Origin of the sequence: Salegentibacter agarivorans (assembly GCF_900113135.1) — a bacterium.
In the GTDB taxonomy this organism is placed as follows: domain Bacteria; phylum Bacteroidota; class Bacteroidia; order Flavobacteriales; family Flavobacteriaceae; genus Salegentibacter; species Salegentibacter agarivorans.
On the sequence record NZ_FOOH01000012.1, the window covers coordinates 110,208 to 126,059 of the forward strand.

Sequence of the window (15,852 nt, forward strand, 5' to 3'; positions counted from 1 at the left end):
AAAGTAAATATGATCAACAAACGGCTTTTAATAAAAAACTTACTCGCACACAACGACGAGAATAGCTTTTATGATAAAAAGCTGAAGCTTAATATTGGCGAACGCGAAGGAAAAGCCAAGTTTTTAAAGCACGTTTGCGCACTTTCTAATTCCAATCCTGAAAACAATTCTTATATCGTAATTGGAGTCCAGGACGAAGATAACCGTATTGTTGGCACCGATTTTTTTGACGATAGTAAAATTCAAAACCTGGTGAATGCTTATTTAAGTAATCCGCCATTAATATCTTATGAAAATATTCCTTTTCCGCATTTGCCGGGAAACCTTGTGGTTGGCCTGGTGACCATTAAGCCCAACCACGGAAAAATATGCTCGCTTAGAAAAAACATTTGGAAATATTATGGTGGCTCGGTTTTTCTTAGAGACGGGAGCATTAGTATGCCCAAGGTTTTTGATATTACTATTAGCGATGTGAATTCAGAAGTGGTAAATTCTATAGAAAACCATTCCCATAATAATATAGAATTAACCCTGGACGGGGTGTTTGATTTTCTTCAGAAGAGAAAAGATTATAACGCCACTTATAAAGTTTTTAAAGAATATTTTGTGGTTTGTTGGGCCGGAAAAAAGATTCAGGTAAAAAATGAAACATTTTACTCCCGTGTAGATATAGAATTAATAAACGAACAGGTGAAATTGTTTTATTCAGATTTGGACCAGGTGAGTATTAGCCTTACCGAAGAACAATTTAAAATCCTGGAATATGTACAATTGGGACTGCACGATAAATACCAGTTTTATCCCTTAGAAGAGGTAACTATTCGTTTTAAAGACAGCGTGAGTTATGAGATAGAAAGCAAATTGCTATTTGAGCCACCAGAATTCGACAAGAAAACACTTTATCATATATACAACACAAACAATAAACTTCTGGAAAGACTTAAAAAGAAACTTCCGTTAAATAAACAACAAATAAAAGATCTCAAAAATTTGCCTTCAACTTATTTACTTTGTTATTTAAATAACTTTGCACAGGCAATAGACAAACTGGAAGAAGCCAAACCATTTTTAAAAGAATACAGCCAGGAAGTTTATAATTATTATAAGGAAAGTATGCGAATTTTAAGAAAAGTAAAATACAATTAATATGGGTAGAAGTATTGCCATTGGAGACATTCACGGAGGATTAAAAGCATTAATACAACTGCTTAAAAAAATTGAAGTCACCCCAGACGATGAACTAATTTTTTTGGGCGATTATGTAGATGGCTGGAGTGATTCGGCAAACGTGGTTTCCTATTTAATAGAATTCGCAAAGCAAAATACCTGTATTTTTATACGGGGAAATCATGACGATCTTACTCATCGCTGGCTGGAATCTGGAGAGCTTAATGAAAAGTGGCTGGAGCACGGCGGGCAATCCAGTATTGATGCGTATAGAAATTTTTCTTCAGAAGAAATAAAAGCGCATATCGAGTTTTTTAATCAGATGGTTAATTATTACGTAGATAAAAAAAACAGGCTTTTTGTGCACGCGGGGTTTACAAATCAACATGGTCCCGAACAGGAATACCACGATACCGGATTTTACTGGGATAGAACCCTATGGGAAATGGCACTTTCTTTAGATAAAAATATAAAGCCAGATGATATAAATTACCCAAAGCGCCTAAGACTTTTTGATGAAATATTTATTGGCCATACCCCGGTTACCCGAATTAACGAAGATGTCCCGGTAAAAAAAGCAAACATTTGGAATGTAGATACCGGCGCTGCTTTTATGGGAAAATTATCGGCTATAGATGTAAATTCAAAGGAAATATGGCAAAGTGAGCCAGTTTTTAAGCTATATCCCGAGGAGGAAGGTAGAAATTAAGACGATTTTACCAGAAAACGCCTTTACTCTTTATATCTTTGTACTTTAATGATTTTGAGTTTTATTTAAGCTGAATTATATTAGTAAAAACTAAAACACAGTTTTTGTAGCATAATTATAAATCCCAGCAGGGTTTCTAAAATACCTGCTCCAATCCACATAAAATGGCCCTCGATAATATTAGATTAGAAGTAATGAACACCGTTGAGAAAGAGGTAGACGGTTTCATTGAAAAATACCTTATCCCGGTAGAAGAAATCTGGCAACCTACAGATTTACTTCCAAATTTACAGGGAGAGGATTATATGAATGAGCTTACCCAAATTAGGGAAGAAGCAAAAGAACTTGAATACGATTTTTGGGTAGTTTTAGTTGCCGATATGGTTACCGAAGAAGCCCTCCCAACCTACGAATCTTGGCTTATGGACATGGAAGGGGTAAAACAACACGGTAAAAGCCGTGGTGAAGAAAACGCCTGGTCTAAGTGGGTTCGTCACTGGACCGGAGAAGAAAACCGCCACGGAGATACGCTTAACAAATACCTTTACCTCTCTGGTAGGGTAAATATGCGTGAAATTGAAAAAACCACACAACATTTAATAAATGATGGTTTTGACATTGGAACGGGGCGTGATCCTTATAAGAACTTTGTATATACCAGTTTCCAGGAATTGGCAACCAATATTTCGCATAAGCGTGTTGGCCAGTTAGCTAAGAAAAAAGGCAATAAAATGCTGGGAAAAATGTGTAATATTATTGCCGGAGACGAGATGAGACATTATATGGCTTACCGGGAATTTGTAAAAACCATCTTTGAACACGATCCCAGCCAAATGATGCTGGCTTTTCACGATATGATGAAAAGAAAGATTGTTATGCCAGCTCAGTTTTTACGTGAAAGCGGACAGGGAATTGCCGAAGCTTTTGAAAACTTCTCTAACGCAGCCCAAAGACTTGGCGTATACACCACTTACGATTATATTGAAATCCTTGAAAAACTAAATGGATACTGGGAAATTGATAAAATGCGTTCCCTTACCGATGAAGCTGAAAAAGCCAGGGATTATCTTATGAGATTGCCCGATAGAATGCGAAGAATTGCAGACCGTATGGCTGTTCCGCAAGATCAGCATATCTTTAAATGGGTTGAGCCTAACGGAAGAATTTAAGGCAATTTGTCTATAAAAAAATTAGACCCCACAAGTTATGAAAACCTGTGAGGTCTTTTTTTTGAATTTATTCGTGAGAAATCTTTAAAACTACACTTCCTGTTTCTTCCAAATTTTATAAGAAATTAGATCTTTTTCTATGAGATTTAGACAAAAAGCAACTACCGCAGCATCGTCTAAATAACCAATAATTGGAATAAAATCGGGGATTAGATCTATGGGCGAAAGTACATAAAGAAGAGCGCCTCCAATAGCTGCAATTACGTTAAAGGGTACTTCCCTGTAATTCCCGTTCGCATAATCTTTTAGCAAACTAAAAAGTATTACCGCATCATCCAGATAACGCTGTAATTTTCCTTTATTTTCAAATTTAGATTTTATCGCATCTTCATCTTCCAGTACATCATCTATATCTTCTTCTTCAAAATCGTCCTGAAGCTTTTTATGCTCTTTCTTAATTGTTTCGTTATCGATTTTACTCATTGTCTATTTTTTTGATGACCACAAAATATAAAATTATTATTGAAGGTTTAATTAGGGAAATGCTAAAATCTGAGAAAAAACAAACCTCACAGATTTTAAATGCTGTGAGGTTTTGTTCATAATTCCAATTAAGCTACTCCGTCATTCTTTCCCGAAACTGCGGATTATTTCAGAATCTAAGTTTTTTATAATCTACACATTAGACCCTGAAACAAGTTCAGGGTGACGATTCTATTATTAAATACTACAAATCGAATTTAATACCCTGCGCCAATGGCAATTCAGTGGTATAATTAATAGTGTTGGTTTGACGTCTCATATAGATTTTCCACGCATCAGAACCAGATTCTCTTCCACCTCCGGTTTCTTTTTCACCGCCAAAAGCACCGCCAATTTCAGCACCTGAAGTTCCAATATTCACATTTGCAATCCCGCAATCTGAACCTTCAACCGAAAGAAAACGCTCGGCCTCCCTTAAATTGTTGGTCATTATTGCTGAAGAAAGTCCCTGCACTACCCCATTTTGTAATTCCAGAGCGTTAGAAACATCTCCGGAATATTTCATAATATAAAGCACCGGCGCAAAAGTTTCGTGCTGCACGATCTTAAACTCGTTCTTTGCTTCCGCAATGGCTGGTTTCACATAGCATCCGCTTTCATAACCTTCGCCTTCCAAAACACCGCCTTCAAATAAGATCGTACCGCCTTCTTCTACAACTTTATCTAAAGCGCTTTGATAATTTTTAACCGCATCTTTATCAATAAGCGGCCCCACGTGATTATTTTCATCTAATGGGTTTCCAATACGCAATTGCTTATAAGCTTTTACAATAGCATCTTTTACTTTATCGTAAATAGATTCGTGAATTATCAATCTTCGGGTAGAAGTACAACGCTGCCCACAGGTTCCTACGGCTCCAAACACCGCACCGATCACCGTATTTTTAATATCGGCATCTGGCGTTACGATTATCGCGTTATTTCCTCCTAATTCAAGAAGTGATTTTCCTAACCTTGCGGCCACGGCCTGGGCAACTATTTTTCCCATTCTAATTGAACCGGTAGCCGAAATTAACGGCACTCGTTTATCGTTGGTCATCATTTCACCAACTTTATAATCGCCAGTGATTAATGAAGAAATCCCTGCAGGAACATTATTTTCAGCAAAAACTCTTGCTGCGATATTTTGACAGGCCACAGAAGTTAACGGAGTTTTTTCTGATCCTTTCCAAACGCAAGCATCTCCACAAACCCAGGCTAAAGCGGTATTCCATGACCAAACCGCTACGGGAAAGTTAAATGCCGAAATAATTCCAACTATTCCTAACGGGTGGTATTGCTCATACATTCTATGCCCGGGGCGTTCAGAATGCATGGTTAATCCGTGTAACTGGCGGGAAAGTCCCACTGCGAAATCACAGATATCTATCATTTCCTGAACTTCGCCCAAACCTTCCTGGTAAGATTTTCCCATTTCGTAGGAAACCAGTTTCCCCAAAGGTTCTTTTAATCTTCTTAATTCATCATTGAACTGGCGAACCACTTCACCACGCTGAGGTGCCGGCCAGGTGCGCCATTCTTTAAAACCTGCAGTGGCAGTAGTAATTACTTTTTCGTAATCTTCTTTGGTGGTGGCTTTTACTTTTCCAATTAAAGCACCGTCTACCGGAGAATAAGATTCAATTACTTCACCACTACTAAAAAAATCTTTTCCGGTAGAAGTTCCATTATTGGTTTCCTGTAAACCAAGATCTTTTAAAGCTTGTTTAATTCCGAATTTTTCTGCTATTTCACTCATTAAATTGTAAATTTTATCTGTTCTTTTGTGTGTTTCCTGCTAAAATAATAAAATTTTTATGCTATTCCGTTTCGGCTACAAAACGCTCATCTACCGGCATTACTTCCCCGCAATTATCACAGGTACGTAATTCTTTACTTCCGTAGAAATGTTTAAAATGCTTTAAAAAATCTTTTTCAATATCTTCTAATGGAAAATAAACTTCATATAATTTATGGTTACAATTATCGCAAAACCATAATAGCCCATCTTTGCCTTCAAGTTGCACGCGTTTTCGCTCTACAACCAGCCCAATAGAACCTTCATTTCTAACCGGCGAATGTGGCACTTTTGCGGGATGCAAATACATATCTCCAGGACTTAATTTCATCGTTTTTTTCTTACCATCTTCCTGAATATGTACTTCAATTTCGCCTTCCAATTGATAAAAAAGCTCCTCGGTTTCGTTATAATGATAATCCTTGCGCGCATTTGGCCCTGCAACCACCATCACAATATAATCTTCAGATTCTTTGTAAAGATTTCGATTGCCCACCGGCGGCTTAAGAGATTCCCGGTTTTGGTCAATCCATTTATTAAGATTAAAAGGTTTATTTACTGCCATGATTTCTAATTTATATTCCTTAAAATTACAACTTAAAGCTTAGACAAATGCCCCATTTTCTTATCTTTTTGGGCACCTTAACGGGCTATACGCTACAAGTCCTCGTCGCCTATCGGCTCCTGTGGGCTTTACGCTGCTATCCCTGGCGCAAAATAAAAAACTTAACAAAATGCGTATCTTCGACTTAAAATCACACTCAATATGAAAAAAATATTCCTTTTATTCAGTCTTTCTCTCTTTTTAGCCTGTAATATTTCAATTGAAAAAGATTCAGAAAAAAATGAATCCCCCGAAGCTGAAAAAGTTCAGGATTCCGTAGGCAATTTTGGGATTGTTATTCATGGTGGTGCCGGCACAATTCTAAAAGAAAATATGAGTGATTCTCTGGAACAGGCTTACAAAGCCAAGCTGGAAGAAGCCATAAGAACCGGGCACGAAATTTTAGCAAATGGCGGTACCGCGATAGAAGCCGTACAACGAACCATAAATGTGATGGAGAATTCGCCGCTATTTAACGCAGGGAAAGGTGCCGTTTTTACAAATGATGCCAAAAACGAACTTGATGCTTCCATAATGGAAGGAGAAACTCTAAATGCAGGTGCAGTTTCTGGAGTAACTACTGTGAAAAACCCTATAAATCTCGCCTGGGAAGTAATGAAAAATTCAGAGCACGTAATGCTTTCAGGGAAAGGCGCCGAACAGTTTGCTAAAGAACGAAATTTGGAAATTGTAGACCCAAAATATTTTTATACCGAGAAACGCTTTAAAAGTTTAGAACGTTTAAAAGCAAGAGATTCAGAAAAAACAGAGTTGGATCACGATAGCAAAACTGCATTTGTAGATCCGTTTATTAAAGATTCTAAATTTGGTACGGTTGGTTGTGCCGCTTTAGACAAAAATGGAAACCTTGCCGCAGGAACCTCAACCGGCGGAATGACTAATAAAAAATGGGGACGTATAGGAGATGCACCCATAATTGGCGCAGGAACTTATGCTAATAATAAAACCGCAGCGATTTCAGCAACCGGCTGGGGAGAGTTTTTTATACGGGGCGTGGTAGCCTACGATATTTCAGCAATGATGGAATATAAAGGAATGAGCCTTGCTGAAGCTGCAAAAGAAGTAATTCAAAACAAAAATCCCGAACTGGGAGGAAACGGTGGCATCATTGCTATAGATCGTAATGGGAATGTTTCCATGGAATTTAATACCGCTGGGATGTACCGTGCAAAAATGAACCAAGACGGCGACCTGGAAATAGGAATCTATAGCGAATAACCTTTGAAATAAGATCTTTACAAGCCCAACCTAAACGGTTGGGCTTTTTTTTAACTCAATTTTAGAATTCGTTAGTTCGGAGAATTCCGAACTAATTATAATTTTGCAAACTTCTAAATAATTTACAAATGAGAAATAAGTACGGTGTAATTCTAATATTGGTCTTTATATTCTGTTATGGAGAGGTTTTTTCACAACGTTTATCACGTGAAAAAATAAACGATACCATAGAAAATATGCCCACTTTTTCTATTCATAAGGATAATTATTTTATCACGGGAATTTCTACAAATAAAGATCTCAATTCTAAATCTGCAGATGCAAAATATCAAATTAGTTTTAAAGCATTAATTACGCGTAATACCCTACCGCTTGATACCTACTTGTTTCTCACTTATACCCAAAAAGCTTTTTGGAATATTTATGAGTTTTCAAGCCCCTTTCGCGAACTTAATTTTAATCCGGGGGTAGGCTTGGGAAAACCAGTATATAATAAAAATGATGATTTGGCCGGAATGGCCTATTTACAGTTGGAACACGAATCTAACGGGCGGGATAGTATTTATTCCCGAAGCTGGAACTCTCTTTCTTTAAGTTATCACACCGCGATAAATAAAAACCTTTTAATTAGTGTAAAAGGCTGGTTGCCATTTAAATATAAAAAGGATAATCCCGAGCTAATTGATTATGTTGGCTACGGAAAAATAAGCCTTACTTACAATTTAATTCCAGAAAAATTACTGGTAGATCTTATGCTTAGAAAGGGAATTAAAAACTGGAATGGAACGGTGCGCACCAGGTTTCTTTATAAACCTTTTAATTCTTCTAATTTCCAGGTAATGCTGGAGTGGTATAAAGGAAATGCAGAAAGCCTTATTAATTTTGAAGAAAACCGAAGTATGATTCGCGCAGGCTTCGTTCTAAAATCAGACGAATTAAACTTCCTAAAATCGCTTCCCGATGCAATTTAACAAACCTTTTAGAAATTTGGTTCGGGTTATTCGGAACTAAATATTAATTTCGCGCCTTCAATTTATTAAAATGAACAATACGGACTTACAAGCACAAAAAACACGTTTAATTGAAAAATTGGGCGTTCAGTTTGAAAAAGAGCATCAGTTAGCTCCGGTTGCAGCCAGGATTTTTGCCACGCTTATTGTTACCGGTAAAAAAGGAATCACTTTTGAGCAATTGGTAAAAGATTTAAATGCCGGAAAAAGTACGGTTTCTACTCATTTAGAACATCTTCAAACAACAAACCGTATTGAATACTACACAAAATCTGGAGACAGAAAGCGGTATTTTATTGTAAAACCCGACCTGATGGAAAACCATATTGATGAGCTCACCGCGAAGTGGGAAGCTCAAAAATGTATTCATAAAGAGGTTCTGGAATACAAGCAAAAGAGCAACGAATTGAATAAAGAAGATCCGCCTTTTGATATGGAATTTCAAAAAAGCCTGTTAGACTTTTTAGATGAAGCAACGGCAGCGCTTAATAAATTAAAGAAGAACATCAACAACCATTAATTACAATAAAAAGCAATGAAAAAGATAATTTATTTCAGTCTGTTTATAGGTGCTGCCGTTTTCACTTCCTGTTCTAACGGGAAAGAAGAACAGCAAGCAGCACAGGGCCAGGGTGCACAACCACTCCCGGTATTAGAAGTACAAACAAAGACAGTTACCGGTTTCACTTCCTATCCTACCAGTATAGAGGGTGTGGTAAACAGTCAGGTTAGAGCAAAAGTTTCTGGTTATATCACAGATGTTTTAGTAGATGCAGGAGAAAAAGTAACAAAAGGACAAAGGCTTTTTAAGCTTGAAACAGAATCTTTATCGGGTGATGCTGAAGCTGCCCAGGCAAATGTAAATGCCGCCCGGGTTGAAGTTGAAAAACTAAAACCCTTAGTTGAAAAAGATATTATTAGTGGAGTACAACTACAAACCGCAAAAGCACAGCTCTCCCAGGCCCAGGCTAACTACAACAGTATAGCTGCAAATATTGATTATGCAAATATTAAAAGCCCGGTAGATGGTTATGTAGGTAATATTAATTTTCGAAATGGAGCACTTGTATCTCCCGGAGACCCTACACCGCTTACTACGGTTTCCCAAACCGATGAGGTTTATGCGTTCTTTTCTATGAACGAGAAAGATTATATGAGTTTTCTTCAGGAAACTTCGGGCAGCAGTATAGAAGAAAAGATATCTAATTTCCCAGATGTAAGTTTAATTCTGGCCAATGGTAAAGAATATGAACAAAAAGGGAAAATTCAAACAATTTCTGGACAAATTGATCCTTCAACAGGTACAGTAACCTTCAGGGCCAAATTTCCTAATCCAAATCAACTATTATCTAACGGTAATAGTGGTAAGATTCGAGTGCCACAAACTTTTGAAGACGTAATTGTAGTACCCGAAATCTCAAGTTATGAGCAACAGGGAAGAACTTACGTTTACAAAGTTCAGGGTGATAGTTTGGCCGTTTCTACACCAATCACAGAAACTTCAAGAGTAAATAATCTTATTGTTGTTGCTTCCGGCCTTAAAAAAGGCGATAAAATTGTTGCTCAGGGCGTGGCAAAACTAAGAAACAACACTCCAATAAAACCGCAAGAAATTCCTTTTGATAGTATTGCGAATTCTATTAATACAGTATTTAAATAAGACTTTAAGATGCTAAAGAAATTTATAGAAAGACCGGTATTATCTACGGTCGTTTCCATTATAATTGTGGTATTGGGTGTGTTGGGAATTTCAACACTGCCTGTAACGCAGTATCCAGATATTGCCCCTCCAACGGTTCAGGTTTCGGCTAATTTCCCGGGGGCAAATGCTCAAACAGTACTGGAGAGTGTAATTATTCCCATTGAAGAGCAAATAAACGGGGTTGAGGGAATGGATTATATTACCTCTACTGCCAGTAACAACGGTAGTGCCAGTATACAGGTATTTTTTGACCAGGGAGTAGATCCAGATATTGCCGCGGTAAACGTTCAAAACCGTGTGGCACGTGCTACACCTTTACTGCCGCAGGAAGTAACCCAATCTGGGGTAACCACGCAAAAAGAACAAACCAGTGCATTGATGTTCTTTACCGTGGTTTCAGACAACGAAGAATATGACGCAACTTTTATTCAGAATTACCTGAATATTAACGTGATTCCAGAATTACAGCGTATTAACGGGGTTGGGAACGTAAATGTATTTGGCGCCAAGAAATATGCGATGCGAATCTGGCTTCAGCCTGAAAAATTAGCGGCTTATAATTTAATCCCTTCAGATGTTATTGGAGCCATTAATGAGCAAAGTCAGGAAGCTGCTGCGGGATCTTTAGGTCAAAATAATGCTGAAGCTTTTGAATATGTACTGCGTTATAGCGGAAGATACCAGGACGAAGATCAATACCGAAATATTATTATTAAAGCCCTTGATAATGGGCAATACCTAAGGTTAGACGATGTTGCAGAAGTTGAACTGGATGCCGAAGGTTATAATGTTATTGGATATACCAATGGTAAGCCAGGAGTGAATATGGCTGTTTACCAAACGCCAGGTTCTAATGCCCAGGAAATTATTGAAAATATTCACCAGAAGCTGGACGAAATGGAAGAAGATTTTCCAACCGGGCTTTCGGTATATATAAATTTTGATACCAACGAATTTCTTACCGCTTCTATAGATAAAGTGATTTTAACGCTTATTGAAGCGTTTATACTGGTATTTATTGTAGTTTTTATATTTCTTCAGGATTTTAGGTCTACCCTTATTCCTGCCATTGCGGTACCGGTTTCCATAATTGGTACATTCTTTTTCTTAAACCTGTTTGGGTACTCTATAAACTTACTAACGCTATTTGCGCTGGTACTGGCTATTGGTATTGTAGTAGATGATGCTATTGTAGTAGTAGAAGCCGTACATGCAAAAATGGAAGAAGGAGCTAAAGATGCCATAAGCGGTACAAGAAAAGCGATGGACGAAATTACCGGGGCGATTATTTCTATTACGCTGGTAATGGGAGCGGTATTTATTCCCGTAACTTTTATCACGGGACCCACAGGAGTTTTCTATGAACAATTTGGGGTGACTTTAATTGTAGCTATTGCAATATCTGCAGTTAATGCTTTAACTTTAAGTCCTGCGCTTTGTGCCATTTTCTTAAAACCACATCGTGAAGACGAAGAACATAAGAAAAAGAATTTTTTACAGCGCTTCTTTAGTTCGTTTAATACCGCTTTTAAAGTAACTACTGACAAGTATGTGAATTCCCTTACATTTTTAAGTAAACATAAGTGGATTACAGGGCTAATCCTTGTAGCTGCGGTACTTGCTATATTTTGGGGAGCTAAGACTACTCCAACCGGTTTTGTACCAGATGAAGACCGCGGAATATTATTTGTAAATGTTGAATTACCTGCCGGTGCTTCTTTAGACAGAACCGTGGGAATTACTTCAGAATTAGAGAAAAAAGCACAACAAATAGAAGGTGTACAGGGTGTTTCTTTAGTAAATGGTTATAGTTTAATTGGTGGAGCAGGTAGTAACTATGCACTTGGTTTTATTAAATTAGACGACTGGAGTGAACGTGAAGAAGATCACCTATCGGTAGAATCTATCCAGGGACAATTATTTCAAATTGGCGCTTCATTTTCTGATGCTGAAATGCTATTCTTTTCTCCTCCCAGTATTCCAGGTTTTGGAGTTTCAGGGGGATTTGAAGCTAAATTGTTAGATAGATCAGGTGGTAGTTTCCAGGAACTGGATACCCAAACCCAAAATTATATTGCAGCGCTTTCCCAAAGACCGGAAATTCAGTATGCACAAAGTTCTTTCAACACAAATTATCCGCAGTATGAAATGGATTTAAATATTCCGAAAGCTAAAGAAGCAGGCGTGGATATTTCTACCATCTTCTCAACATTACAAGGGTATATTGGAAGTATTTACGCAGCAGATTTCTCTAGATTTGGTAAACAATATCGTGTGTATGTTCAGGCTTTACCTGAAGATCGCGCCGGCACCGACGATTTAAATTCTCTATTTGTAAGAAATTCCCAGGGAGAAATGGCGCCTTTAAGTGAATTTGTAAGCTTAAAACGGGTTTATGGTCCGCAATCGGTAACCAGGTTTAACCTGTTTAACTCGGCAACTATAAACGGTGCCCCGGCTCCGGGATATTCTTCTGGAGATGCTATTGCAGCAGTACAAGAAGTAAGTGCAGAATCACTACCCTCTAATTTTAGCGTAGATTATAGCGGACTTACCAGGGAAGAAGTTTCAGCAGGTTCACAGACTACTTTTATCTTGATTTTAAGTATTCTGTTTGTTTACTTCATTCTTTCAGCTCAATATGAAAGCTACCTTATTCCTTTCGCAGTGCTACTTTCATTGCCGGTTGGGGTAATGGGCTCTTACCTGGTAACTAAATTCACAGGGCTTCAGGCAAATATTTATTTCCAAATTGCTTTAATAATGCTGCTGGGGCTGCTGGCTAAGAACGCAATTCTTATTGTAGAGTTTGCCATGCAACGAAGGCAGGCAGGCCTTTCTATTGTAGATGCTGCCTTAGAGGGTGCAAGAGTGCGGTTAAGACCTATTTTAATGACCTCTTTTGCCTTTATTATTGGTTTACTTCCTTTGGTTTTTGCCGGTGGTACAGGTGCTGCAGGTAACCGCTCTATAGGTACGGGAGCTGTTGGAGGTTTATTAGTTGGTACCATATTGGGAGTTTTTATTATTCCAATTCTTTATATCATTTTCCAACATTTACAGGAAAAAATAACCGGGATACCAGAAGCAGCTAAAACAGAAAACAAATCAATTTCTGAAAAAGAATAACAATGAGAAAGAACAGTATATATAAACTTTTGCTTGGGGGAGCCTTACCATTTTTATTGGTTTCCTGTTTTGCAGCCAAAGATTACGAACGTCCTGAAATAGAAGAGATTTCTGAAGAATTGTATAGAACAGATAATCTTCCGCAGGATTCCTTAAATATGGCCACTATTTCCTGGACCGAAATTTTTACCGATCCTATTCTGAAAAACCATATTGAAGAAGGCCTGGAGAATAATATAGATATACGCATTGCCATACAGCAAATGTTGGCAGCCGAAGCTTATGTAAAACAAGGGAAAGCGAGTTATTTCCCTACCCTAAGTGCAGGGCCGGCCGTAAATCATCAAATCTTATCTCCTAACAGCCAGTTTGGTTCTTTCTTTGACGGAAGTATTACCCAATACGACGTTACCGGAAATCTTTCCTGGGAAGCTGATATTTGGGGAAAAATAAGAAGTAACGATCGTGCTTTTACCGCAGCTTATCTACAAAGTGAAGCTGCTCATAAAGCGGTAAAGACTCAGCTTATTTCCAATATTGCTAATAATTATTATCAATTACTAAGCCTGGACGAGCAACTTAGAATTGCAAAAGAAACCCTGGAAACCAGGAAAAGCAGCCTGGAAACTACAATGGCCCTTAAAGATGCCGGAAATGTAACTGAAGTTGGTGTACAACAAACCAAAGCGCAGTTGCATACAGCCGAGGCTTTAGTAGTGCAGCTTGAAAACCAAATTCGCTTGCTGGAAAATTCATTTTCCATTCTACTGGGCGCAGGGCCACAGGAAATAGAACGAACTGATTTATCACAACAAAATATTGTAAGTCCGTTGAATACAGGAGTGCCCTCACAACTCCTAAGAAATAGGCCAGATGTGATTGCCGCCGAGTACGGATTAATTAATGCTTTTGAACTTACTAATGCGGCTCGCGCTAACTTCTATCCTTCGCTTACATTAACCGCTTCAGGTGGTTTTCAAAGTTTAGAACTGGATAAATTATTAAATGCCAATTCCCTTTTTGCTAATTTGGGTGCTTCGCTTTTGCAGCCAATTGTTAATAAGCGGCAAATAAGAACCCAGTACGAAGTTTCGCAGGCACAACAAGAAGAAGCTTTACTAAACTTTAAACAAGCCATTTTAGTGGCCGGCAGGGAAGTTTCAGATGCACTTTCTAATTACCAGGCAAGTACCGAACGCATAGATATTCTTGAGAATGAATATGAAGCTTACAATAAGGCTTCAGGCTATTCAGAAGAATTATTGAATAACGGTCTTATAAATTACCTGGAAGTATTAACCGCAAGGGAAAATGCTTTAAATTCTCAGCTAAACCTTATAAATGCTGAATACAATAAATTGAATTCCATCGTAAATCTTTATAAAGCCCTTGGTGGAGGCTGGCAATAAATTGTGTTGAATTTGTTTTGTTAATTGTTGAATAAACAGCTCCAGAATTAAATTTTGGGGCTGTTTTTTTGTTGAGATTGAAATTTAATTTCGACTAAGCCAGTACACTACCTGGAGCAAGCCCACGGGACTTTTTGTAAGAAAAATAGTTTGATTTGAGGCAAACCTCGTAGCATTTAAATCTCGATTATCGAGTAAATTCAGTAACTTTAAGAAAGCTTAAATTTTATTAAAATGAAAAGTAGTTTTAGTGATATTATAAAAGATGAAAAACCTGTTCTAGTTGATTTTTATGCTGACTGGTGTGGCCCTTGCAAAACACTGGCGCCAATTTTAAAAGACGTAAAGGCCGAATTGGGCGATGGCGTAAAAATTGTAAAGATAGATGTAGATAAAAACCAGGAATTGGCGGGAAAATACCAGGTGCGCGGTGTTCCCACAATGATGCTATTTAAAAATGGCCAGCAACTCTGGAGACAATCTGGAGTTTTACAAAAAGCTGAAATTGTAAATATTATTAATTCTAATTCCTAATAGAAACCTAAAGCTGGGAAGCAATGTATGTTTTTGAAATTATTTTAAGCTAAAACCTTCTGAAATTCGGGTTCTTTTTCTATCACACTTTTTGCAAAAGGACATAGCGGAATCACCTTCAGCTTATTTTCTTTTGCAAAATCTACAGTAGCTTTTATTAATTTCTTGCCTATACCTTGGCCTTTAAAATCGGGGTCAACTTCGGTATGGTCTATTATAAACTTGCTTCGGCCTGCCCAGGTATATTCTACTTTCCCGGCAATTTTTTCATTTTCCAAAGCTTGAAAAAAGCCCTTCTTAATTTCATCAACTTGTTCAATCTTCATAATTCAAATTTTTAAGAATTTTGTCTGGATTTAATCGAGTTTTCCACCCTTTGCGGTCCACCAGGGATGAACTTCAACTTTTAATCTACCGGCTTTTACCATAGGATCCTGTTTTGCCAAACTATCGGCTTCTTGCTGCGTAGCCGTATTATAAACCGCAATTCCACGAATATCCCCGTCATCACCAAAGGGGCCAATTAAGCTTGCGTAGCCTTCTTGTGCCATTTTGCTTAAATAAGCCAGGTGTTCCTTTTGCAGTTTTGCCGCTTCAGTAGAATCCTGGTTGCGGTTTTCTCCCTTTTTCAAAAAAACCATATAATATTGCTGCATCAAATAAGTGCTGTCGCCCTCTTTGTAGGTAAAAGTTTGATAACCTTTTTCATTTAAATGTTTCGCAATAGAATCTATATTGGTTTTGGGCTTTTTCTTCTCAACTTTCTCTGGCCCGGGAATACCTCGCTCCTGTTCTGGAATATCTTTACAGGAAAGTATTAAAAACGGAAAAACGAGTATATAAATTAATTTCTTCATATT

General features: G+C 37.8%; 14 protein-coding genes and 1 pseudogene. 10 read left to right on the plus strand and 5 right to left on the minus strand.

The window, feature by feature from the left end; genetic code table 11:
• Positions 1 to 9: 9 nt before the first annotated feature.
• From BM084_RS10560 to BM084_RS10570, 3 genes are all read left to right on the plus strand, one after another.
• Positions 10 to 1,146, plus strand: a complete 1,137-nt coding sequence (locus tag BM084_RS10560; protein WP_075325294.1) for an ATP-binding protein — start codon at positions 10 to 12, stop codon at positions 1,144 to 1,146.
• 1 nt (position 1,147) lies between these two features.
• Positions 1,148 to 1,876, plus strand: coding sequence for a metallophosphoesterase family protein (locus BM084_RS10565; RefSeq protein ID WP_075325295.1), 729 nt, complete (start codon positions 1,148 to 1,150; stop codon positions 1,874 to 1,876).
• Positions 1,877 to 2,040: 164 nt separating this feature from the next.
• Entirely contained in the window at positions 2,041 to 3,045 is a 1,005-nt protein-coding gene (locus BM084_RS10570) for an acyl-ACP desaturase (RefSeq protein WP_075325296.1), read from the plus strand.
• Between the two features lie 159 nt (positions 3,046 to 3,204).
• Here BM084_RS10570 and BM084_RS19695 read toward each other — a convergent pair.
• The 3 genes and pseudogenes from BM084_RS19695 to BM084_RS10585 form a co-directional block, all read right to left on the minus strand.
• A pseudogene (locus tag BM084_RS19695) lies at positions 3,205 to 3,309 on the minus strand (YkvA family protein); the annotation flags it as partial.
• Positions 3,310 to 3,772: 463 nt separating this feature from the next.
• Positions 3,773 to 5,326: an L-piperidine-6-carboxylate dehydrogenase gene (gene amaB, locus BM084_RS10580; protein WP_093304661.1), complete on the minus strand. Its 1,554-nt coding sequence runs from the start codon at positions 5,324 to 5,326 to the stop codon at positions 3,773 to 3,775.
• A 61-nt stretch (positions 5,327 to 5,387) separates the two neighbouring features.
• Positions 5,388 to 5,930, minus strand: a complete 543-nt coding sequence (locus BM084_RS10585) for a 3-hydroxyanthranilate 3,4-dioxygenase (protein WP_093304663.1) — start codon at positions 5,928 to 5,930, stop codon at positions 5,388 to 5,390.
• Positions 5,931 to 6,131: 201 nt separating this feature from the next.
• On the opposite strand from BM084_RS10585, the gene BM084_RS10590 reads away from it, so the two are divergent.
• From BM084_RS10590 to trxA, 7 genes are all read left to right on the plus strand, one after another.
• Positions 6,132 to 7,208 (plus strand): isoaspartyl peptidase/L-asparaginase family protein, encoded by a 1,077-nt coding sequence (locus BM084_RS10590; RefSeq protein ID WP_075325300.1) that lies wholly within the window; start codon positions 6,132 to 6,134, stop codon positions 7,206 to 7,208.
• A 128-nt stretch (positions 7,209 to 7,336) separates the two neighbouring features.
• Positions 7,337 to 8,179: a phospholipase A gene (locus tag BM084_RS10595; protein WP_057480990.1), complete on the plus strand. Its 843-nt coding sequence runs from the start codon at positions 7,337 to 7,339 to the stop codon at positions 8,177 to 8,179.
• A 70-nt stretch (positions 8,180 to 8,249) separates the two neighbouring features.
• Positions 8,250 to 8,738 (plus strand): GbsR/MarR family transcriptional regulator, encoded by a 489-nt coding sequence (locus tag BM084_RS10600; RefSeq protein ID WP_057480989.1) that lies wholly within the window; start codon positions 8,250 to 8,252, stop codon positions 8,736 to 8,738.
• Between the two features lie 15 nt (positions 8,739 to 8,753).
• Positions 8,754 to 9,878 (plus strand): efflux RND transporter periplasmic adaptor subunit, encoded by a 1,125-nt coding sequence (locus BM084_RS10605; RefSeq protein WP_057480988.1) that lies wholly within the window; start codon positions 8,754 to 8,756, stop codon positions 9,876 to 9,878.
• 9 nt (positions 9,879 to 9,887) lie between these two features.
• Entirely contained in the window at positions 9,888 to 13,049 is a 3,162-nt protein-coding gene (locus tag BM084_RS10610; RefSeq protein ID WP_093304665.1) for an efflux RND transporter permease subunit, read from the plus strand.
• 2 nt (positions 13,050 to 13,051) lie between these two features.
• On the plus strand, positions 13,052 to 14,458 hold the full coding sequence (locus tag BM084_RS10615) for an efflux transporter outer membrane subunit (protein ID WP_075325301.1): 1,407 nt from the start codon (positions 13,052 to 13,054) through the stop codon (positions 14,456 to 14,458).
• Positions 14,459 to 14,692: 234 nt separating this feature from the next.
• Entirely contained in the window at positions 14,693 to 14,992 is a 300-nt protein-coding gene (gene trxA / locus BM084_RS10620; protein WP_075325302.1) for a thioredoxin, read from the plus strand.
• Positions 14,993 to 15,036: 44 nt separating this feature from the next.
• On the opposite strand, the gene BM084_RS10625 is transcribed toward trxA, so the two are convergent.
• Positions 15,037 to 15,318 (minus strand): GNAT family N-acetyltransferase, encoded by a 282-nt coding sequence (locus BM084_RS10625; protein WP_075325303.1) that lies wholly within the window; start codon positions 15,316 to 15,318, stop codon positions 15,037 to 15,039.
• Positions 15,319 to 15,348: 30 nt separating this feature from the next.
• A complete protein-coding gene (locus BM084_RS10630) occupies positions 15,349 to 15,849 on the minus strand; it encodes a YciI family protein (protein ID WP_075325304.1) in 501 nt (166 codons plus the stop codon).
• Positions 15,850 to 15,852: the final 3 nt, after the last annotated feature.

What these genes read in the sequence shown, in the direction of transcription:
- BM084_RS10560 (WP_075325294.1), top strand. Translation starts at nt 10, where the DNA reads ATGATCAACAAACGGCTTTTAATAAAAAACTTACTCGCACACAACGAC.
- BM084_RS10565 (WP_075325295.1), top strand. Translation starts at nt 1,148, where the DNA reads ATGGGTAGAAGTATTGCCATTGGAGACATTCACGGAGGATTAAAAGCA.
- BM084_RS10570 (WP_075325296.1), top strand. Translation starts at nt 2,041, where the DNA reads ATGGCCCTCGATAATATTAGATTAGAAGTAATGAACACCGTTGAGAAA.
- amaB (WP_093304661.1), bottom strand. Translation starts at nt 5,326, where the DNA reads ATGAGTGAAATAGCAGAAAAATTCGGAATTAAACAAGCTTTAAAAGAT.
- BM084_RS10585 (WP_093304663.1), bottom strand. Translation starts at nt 5,930, where the DNA reads ATGGCAGTAAATAAACCTTTTAATCTTAATAAATGGATTGACCAAAAC.
- BM084_RS10590 (WP_075325300.1), top strand. Translation starts at nt 6,132, where the DNA reads ATGAAAAAAATATTCCTTTTATTCAGTCTTTCTCTCTTTTTAGCCTGT.
- BM084_RS10595 (WP_057480990.1), top strand. Translation starts at nt 7,337, where the DNA reads ATGAGAAATAAGTACGGTGTAATTCTAATATTGGTCTTTATATTCTGT.
- BM084_RS10600 (WP_057480989.1), top strand. Translation starts at nt 8,250, where the DNA reads ATGAACAATACGGACTTACAAGCACAAAAAACACGTTTAATTGAAAAA.
- BM084_RS10605 (WP_057480988.1), top strand. Translation starts at nt 8,754, where the DNA reads ATGAAAAAGATAATTTATTTCAGTCTGTTTATAGGTGCTGCCGTTTTC.
- BM084_RS10610 (WP_093304665.1), top strand. Translation starts at nt 9,888, where the DNA reads ATGCTAAAGAAATTTATAGAAAGACCGGTATTATCTACGGTCGTTTCC.
- BM084_RS10615 (WP_075325301.1), top strand. Translation starts at nt 13,052, where the DNA reads ATGAGAAAGAACAGTATATATAAACTTTTGCTTGGGGGAGCCTTACCA.
- trxA (WP_075325302.1), top strand. Translation starts at nt 14,693, where the DNA reads ATGAAAAGTAGTTTTAGTGATATTATAAAAGATGAAAAACCTGTTCTA.
- BM084_RS10625 (WP_075325303.1), bottom strand. Translation starts at nt 15,318, where the DNA reads ATGAAGATTGAACAAGTTGATGAAATTAAGAAGGGCTTTTTTCAAGCT.
- BM084_RS10630 (WP_075325304.1), bottom strand. Translation starts at nt 15,849, where the DNA reads ATGAAGAAATTAATTTATATACTCGTTTTTCCGTTTTTAATACTTTCC.